This window comes from Rhizobium sp. 18055, assembly GCF_902706285.1.
Classification (GTDB): Bacteria; Pseudomonadota; Alphaproteobacteria; order Rhizobiales; family Rhizobiaceae; genus Rhizobium.
Genome location: NZ_CACSKD010000374.1, coordinates 1 through 416, shown reverse-complemented (window position 1 = coordinate 416; position 416 = coordinate 1). Strand labels below are relative to the sequence as shown.

At 63.2% G+C, this 416-nt stretch carries 1 protein-coding gene; it reads left to right on the top strand.

All coding sequences use genetic code 11. The annotated features are described in order from the left end of the window. Window positions 1-416 (top strand): HAD family hydrolase (locus GVL52_RS29575; RefSeq protein WP_160012774.1); only part of this gene is annotated, 416 nt, incomplete at both ends.

Here is a 416-nt window from a genome sequence, read left to right as displayed (position 1 = left end):
CGTTGATCGTGGACAAGACCGGTACGTTGACCGAGGGGCGTCCAGCCTTTCGCGACACGCTCTCCAACGCCGGCTTCGACGCCGATCAGATCCTTTGTTTGGCCGGCAGCTTGGAGCAGGGCAGTGAGCACCCCTTGGCCGAGGCCATCGTGGCTGAAGCCCAGCGACGTGGCTTGAACCTGGTGGCCGCCCAAGATTTTGATTCGCTCACCGGCCAAGGCGTCCGCGGGCGCGTGTCCGATCAGGATGTCGTGCTCGGCAACCAAAGCCTGATGGCGTCGGTTGGCGCCGATGTAGCACCTTTGCAAAGCAGCGCCGAGCGTCTTCGGAAAGAAGGCGCTAGCGTGATGTTCCTGGCGGTCAATGGTCGGTTGGCCGGCGCCATTGCGGTGGCTGATCCCATCAAAGCCACGACC